The sequence below is a fragment of the Polyangium sp. 15x6 genome (assembly GCF_029960785.1).
GTDB lineage: Bacteria > Myxococcota_A > Polyangia > Polyangiales > Polyangiaceae > Polyangium.
In genome coordinates this window covers 1-6,476 of the sequence record NZ_JASBQE010000206.1, presented here as the reverse complement: position 1 = coordinate 6,476, position 6,476 = coordinate 1, and the positions used below count along the sequence as shown (strand labels likewise).

Genomic DNA, 6,476 nt, shown 5'->3' with positions numbered 1-6,476 from the left:
AGGCGGCGACGCCGCGACGAACGCTCACTGCTGCCGGGCCGAGCGTCGGACACGGACGCGTCGGCGCGGTTCTCACTCGCACCCCGACCGCGCGCAGAGCCACGCTTCTTCGCGGTCTTCGTGGCGGTTGCCTCCTCTGCACCTTCATTTTTGACGAACTCGTCATGCCGCCGCATCGAGGGGAAATGTTACGCAGCAGTCCGGAAGAGCGCCATGATGCGGGTTGCCGAACGGATACATGCCGACGACGAGATCCCCCCACTTGGCGGCAGCGGGCATGTGTAGGCTTCCTCCCCTTTGGGACCATCTGCCATGTCGAGGCGAGCCAGGGCAAATTTCTGGCGAACGCGGATGGCAACCAATTGGCAGCCCCTATCCAGGCGCCTGTCCTCGCCGCTGCGTAGTCTCCCTGACGATGCAGGACTGCCGCGTGTGTCGTCCTTTGATGGCTGCCGAGGTTAGGTGTCTTCCCCTGTCTGCCCAATGGTGGCGCGCAGCGCCCGCTGGTCACCAGCTCGGCAGGTTGGGCAGCCTCGCAAACGGCAGCCTAGGAAGCTCGAAACTTAAATTGCGGCGAGCGCAGAATCCTCGCGGATTGGGACAGGGGATGGAATATAAGATCGCGAACTTGGCCGATCCCCCCCGCAAAAGCAACTCCCGTGTCCTCGAGGCGGCAAATCTCATGCACCGCCAGAAAGTGCGCGAAAGATAAGAATCCCCTTGCACGATCGTCGGGACAGTTGGGCCACTTCACTCCGCGCCCATCAGCAAGATTTTGCAACAAATTCGAGCGTGCGTCTCCGAGGAGCTGCGCAAACTCCTCAAGCTGAGACCAAAGCGAAAGCGTCTCCTCGATCGACTTAATTCTTTCGGCGAAAGCGTCAAGATTGACAGTCGGAGTCCGAGATCCGAGCGCCGTAGCGACTGTTCCGAGAACCCGACGGAGGTGGTCAGCATCGGACGCATTCGCAGCTTGCAGGCTGTTGAGCGGGGGTGGTAATGCGTCACGGGTCAACCCTGAGTGGCAAATCGGGATTACGGGAATGCCTCGAACCCAACCCGCACCCGCTTCAAAGTTGATCCATCTCCTCTCGATCGATCTGGCGCTGCAAAGCAAGATCTCCACCGTGCAGGTCCTGAGCGCATGAGTGATGCTGTCCAACCACTTGCTGCCCGCCGGAAGGCTTTCCTCATTCGAGGAAACGAAGACTTCGATCAGGCCAAGAAACGAGTCCTCAAGGAAAACCTTGAAGGCGTTTGCGAGGTCCTGCTCTTGGGATATGTGGGATAGAAACACGAGACTCTTTGCCATGTATTTTCCTCACCTAGGAAAGCCGCTTAACATCTCGGCACCAAGCACTCCGATGACGAATAAAGGACCAGCGCCTTCTCTGGTATTCCGGCCTAGCATTCCGAGACGAGCGGTGCCCACTGCGAAGCCATACCGAGTGCGTCTAGTGCCGCATTCGCGACGTCCTCCCACTGGTCTAATCGGTCAGGGCGGACACTTGTGTGGCTTTCGGTATGGACCACAAATGCGGTATGCTGAGTTGCCTGGATTGTGATCCGGCGCAGGCGCGCCTGCAAAGTGTCAGGAGTGTCCGGAGCCCGTGCGATGCGACGCGGTTCGAAGAGGTCATACTCAACCTTCACCACCGCGCGTTGACTCTTCCGAGGCCCACCGAAGCACTCAGCCGAGAAGAGCGCCCCGAGGCGAGCGCGAATAGTTCCTTCCACTTCCGATGGTAGGGTTTGCAGGAGGAAGGGGTCGAGGACGTTGCGGGGAAGTACGTGGACCAACCCGTCCTCCGCAGTAATGTCGCGCTCCTCCAAGATGTTGATGCCGATGAGTTCACGTTCAAGCGAAAACGCTGGCCCGCCACTCATCCCTCTGAAGGAAGGAAGGCCCTGCCTCTCGTCAACGTCACACGATATCATATTTGGGGCCACCGTTTTGACCGACGTCATATAGCTAAGCATGGTAATGCTCTTGAAAATACGTTCCGTGATATCCGGACGAGCCCTCATCGCTCCCGGAGCACCGGTACATTGAATCGCCGTACCGGGCGCTACTGTCGGGCGTTGCGTGGACCACACGGCATACGGCAGGGCTCTGACCTTGTGCTCCTGAGGCACTAGATACAGTAGTGCAGCATCATTAGTGCCCAACACGCGAATCGCACCAGGAAGGAATGACCGGTTGAGGATGCCCCAACTCTGCAGCGTAATTTCGCCATCGAGCAAGCACTCGCGGACAACATGCCGCGCAGTTAGTAGGGCTGTGTGCCCATCAGGAAGCCCAACAAATACACCGGTGCCAACACAATTTTCGCGACCGAAGACTAGGCCACAGTGCGTTTCGGCCCAGAGCCTGAGCGCACGTGCCTGAAACTTTTTTAGGCCAAAAGCGGCCACAACCTTCTTGAAGCTTACCATGGTGTCGCCGTTGGTCGAAAGGGTGCACCAATCGAAGTCACGCGTGCGACCCCGAGGGAGCGACATCCGAGTCGATAAAGACCTCGGAACTGGTAATTCTGATTCGAATAGAGCGGAGTGTATCCGGAGATGTGACACTATACTGGCCAATCATCTCGGAAAGCATGCGCGGGACAGCCTGATACGTGACAAGCTTGCTGAGGGCAGACTCCGCAATGTCAGATGTCAGCGTGTTGTTGTCGTATTGGCAAGTCCCAAGTACGACGCAACTCGCGATAAGTTCGCAGAGCCTCGTTGTCTCGTCCGAATGGTAGATTGCAAAGTGGACCTCGCGACCAGCGTCGCGCGCCCCGGCAAAGCGCACGAGGAGCTGTCTCATTCCCGAGACTTCGCGAATATGCATTACCAGCATATCTTTCTTCCTTCCATGCAGCTTCAAAATCGAAGCGGACTGGGCACGCGGCTCCACGACCGATCAGTTTGCACGGACCGGTCTCATCGCCGCGAGGGGGGCCATTTTTTGTTGGACGGTCTCGCTCACTGAGCGTTTCGCGTCCGTGCACGATTCACGAACCATCCCTTCGGCGTGACGCGTACTGTCTTTCTGCGTCGATCTCCGTCGTCGCGTGTGCTTACGAGGAGCCCTGCTTGCTCGAGGTCACGGACATGAGGTCGCAACGCTGCAATGCTCTTGAATCCAAAATCGGCGAAGGAGCTTGGGGAAAATCCGCCTCCAACCTTGATTGCTTGGTCGAAAACGCCCCAAGCGGTCGGCCCAAGCTGTGATGCCGCGGCGTCATTGTATTTCTGCGTCTGCGAGTCAAGCCAAGCGGCAAACGCGGCGGACTTGGCTTGGGGGGTATCGGGGTGCGCCCCTGCATCTGCAATGCTCTGGGAGTACTCATCTGCATGGCTCAGGGCAGCGCGAAGGTTGCCCCGCATTAGATGATAAAGCTCCGAGAAATGTTCCGCTTCGAGCGGAAGGTATGGGGAATCTATGACACCGAAGGCTTCAACACGTGAGATAAGAACCTCGCGCGCTAAGCTGTCTGGAATTCCGGAAAGGTCAATTGGGTCGTACAGCGTTCCTTCTAATCTTGGCGACGACGCGACCCCGTGCACGATCCCCAATGCCCCACACAGCACCCACCGAAGTCCGGGCAACGTGAGAATCTCATCTCGAAGGACCTCGAGTTGCTCGCGCGCACTCTCCGAGGTCTGTAGGAGTTCCAGGTTATCGAGCACACAAACGACGCCGCCCGAGTTAGGCTCAGCGAAGATCTCAGCCAGCCAGTCCTTGACAAGCTTCTGAATACCCGTTGTACGAAAACCTTCGCCCGTGTTTGCGCTCTCAGGTTTGCTGCCGCCAAGACTACCGCCAAACCCGGCGATTGAAACACCAACGGAGCCCGCGAGCGTCCCAAGGATCGGGGAGTTCAGCCAACGGGCGAGAAGCTTGCGCTCGGTCACGTCCTTGTGTGCTGCAAGCGAAGATGCCGCTTTCACGAGTGTCTGCGCCACCTCGTACCAAACGTCGGTTGAAAGGTCAGAAGTTGTTTTCCCAGGACTCAGCTGGAACGTCCTGCTGCACGGGATCAGGAGGGGACCCGTGCCCTGAGTGATGTAGTGGTCGTATGCGCGGAATACAGCTACGTTGACTAAGCTTGTCTTTCCGACACCATTCGGGCCCTCTATTGTAGCAAGCTTCGGCCCCGTCCCTAAGCGCCTCGTAAGTTGTGCCACCTCCGTATCGCGACCTATGAGGAGCCGACTGCCCTGGACACTCGGCGGCAAGGCCGTAACTTGAAACGGAACATCACTGAATCCCCACGCCGAGTACACGCTCATGTCTTCTGCTCCGTCCGCCCTGTGTAATTGGCCTGCCGCCGCATAACCACCTCTCCGCGCTGGTTAGCCCGCTGCGGCGTAACCACGTACCGCGGCAGGATACGCAGCGTCGGCAGCGCCAGCGTTGCCAGTGCGCACGCGCTCCCACAAAGCCGCGGTGCGTCACGACGATCCAAGCTGCACATCGATGACACGGCCGCCACCACCGCGAATGGCCCTGGCGGCAGTGCAGGCGACGCTCCGGCGCCTGCACTACCTCGCGACCCAGCGCCGCGTGTCCGCGTCGACGCAGAACCCTGCTCGATGGGCTCGAACCGCCCTTCCGAATAATGGGGGATATATTCTACGGCGCCCCTCTGGGCGTCGTCGGCCCGCTTGAACGGTGATGTCGGGGTCTTACGCCGTCCCGTATGAAGGCTCAACCGGAAGTTCGCGATCCCCCCGACACCCATGAGAGGCTGTATGGCATGGTCCGTCCTGGTTGACAAGACAGATCCAGCCCCTCGGGGAGCCCACATGCTGCGCGCCTCGCGTCGCAGCACACGCATGGATTGTCCCTACCTTTGCCTGCGCGTTTCTCGCTGCGCGCTCCCCTTCAGGCAAAGGCCCATCCGTCGAGCGCAGCGAAGAACTGCGAGGAGAGGGTCCGCGTCGGAGGCGGCACCGTTCAGAATAGCCGCGGGCGTCAACGCGGCGGAGACGGAGCCCGCGGTCGGCAAGGTGATCAAGATCGGTGCGGTGACCCGAGTCGCCGTAGGCGGCACATGCCTCCTCCGTAGAGGCGTGGAAGTCGCGGGAGGAAAGCCGCGGGTCGTGGCGGAAGCGGGACCCCGGCGCCGGGCTCGTGGCGGGGACCGGCCTCGGGGCAGCGGCTCGTGGACCGTCAAGCGCGACGGAGAACTGCGCGACGAGCTGATCGTGGCGGTCGTCCGCGCCGGGGTCGCTGTCGTCTCCGGCACGGGTAGCGCGCCGGAGACAAGGCTCGACGGCGCCATGGTGATCAACGTCGGCATGATGAGCGGAAGGGCCACGACGGGCGCGGGAGCCGCGGGCGGCACCGGCTCACGCGGCAAGGGCGCGGCAGAGGTGGGAGGCGGCGGAACCGGCGGCGTTAAGTCCCGCCCGATGCCCGACCTGGCCGCGCTGCTCCGCCACGGTCGTGCCGCCAACGGCATCCTTCGCGCGCACCTGGGATACGCGCGCTCAACGCGGGCCGTTGCCGCTGGCGCGAGGACGGGCGGCTCGGTCCCTGCGGACATGGGGACCGGCAGCTCGTCGCGAGAGGGCACGTCGGCGCGCCCCTGTGCCGCTGGTGCGGGGATGGGCGGCTCGGGAACGTGTCCCGGCGGGGCCGTTGCCGCGGGCGCATGGACGGGCGGCTCGGGGGCCCGAGGCGCCCTTGCCGCGGGGACCGCGGGGACGGGCGCGGGGACCATCGCGGGCGGCGACGGTGCCGCGGGCTTGGGTTGAGGCTCGATCAGCATGCCACCGACGGCTGCCGCCAAAAGCTCGCCGTACGCCTCGTTTGCTGGCGAATAGGCGAACGTTGTCACGTCGATGCGCTTGGCACGGCCGCGCGCGACGATGGCGTCAGCCACCGCCCGAACCTTCGGATGCGAGAGCACGCGCTGGCACCTCTCGATCCGACCGCCGAACCCGCGGTTGATGTTCTCCCATTCCGACGGAGTGAGCCCCCGATCCGCGTTCTTCACCACAAGGGCCGTGTAGACCACGACTTCGGCGCGGAGCGGTATCGGGGGGGCGTCCTGGCACGCGGCCAGAACTTCGCCGACGACCACCGCCACGAGTTCGGCAGGCACGTCGGATGTCGGAGATAAGGCAAACGTGGCGGCGTTCGCGCAGCCCTTCGCGCGGGAGTACGCGACGATAGATCCGGCAATCGCGAGCACGCTGGGATCTATGAGCACTCGCTGGCACCTCGCGAATTTCTCCCCAAGCACGAGGTTCATGTGTTGCCATTCAGCGTGCTTGATCCCTCGGTCCGCGTTCGTCACTGCCATCAACGTGTACAACGCGAGTTCCGCATGCAGCGATATGGCATGCGGGGGCGGCGGCGGGGGCGGCACGGGATGCGCAGCGGGCGCGGGAGCCGCAGCCGCAGGACACGCGGACCGCGCGGGCGCGGGAGCCGCAGCCGCAGGACGCGCGGACGGCGCGGGCGTGGGCGCGGG

General features: G+C 62.2%; 2 protein-coding genes. Both read right to left on the bottom strand.

Annotated elements, in window-relative coordinates:
* Positions 1-547 precede the first annotated feature (547 nt).
* A complete protein-coding gene (locus QHF83_RS52625) occupies positions 548-1,312 on the bottom strand; it encodes a toll/interleukin-1 receptor domain-containing protein (RefSeq protein ID WP_282425756.1) in 765 nt (254 codons plus the stop codon).
* 1,661 nt (positions 1,313-2,973) lie between these two features.
* Positions 2,974-3,957 carry a winged helix DNA-binding protein gene (locus tag QHF83_RS52620; RefSeq protein ID WP_282425755.1) on the bottom strand — a complete coding sequence of 328 codons (984 nt, stop codon included), beginning with the start codon at positions 3,955-3,957 and terminating at the stop codon, positions 2,974-2,976.
* Positions 3,958-6,476: the final 2,519 nt, after the last annotated feature.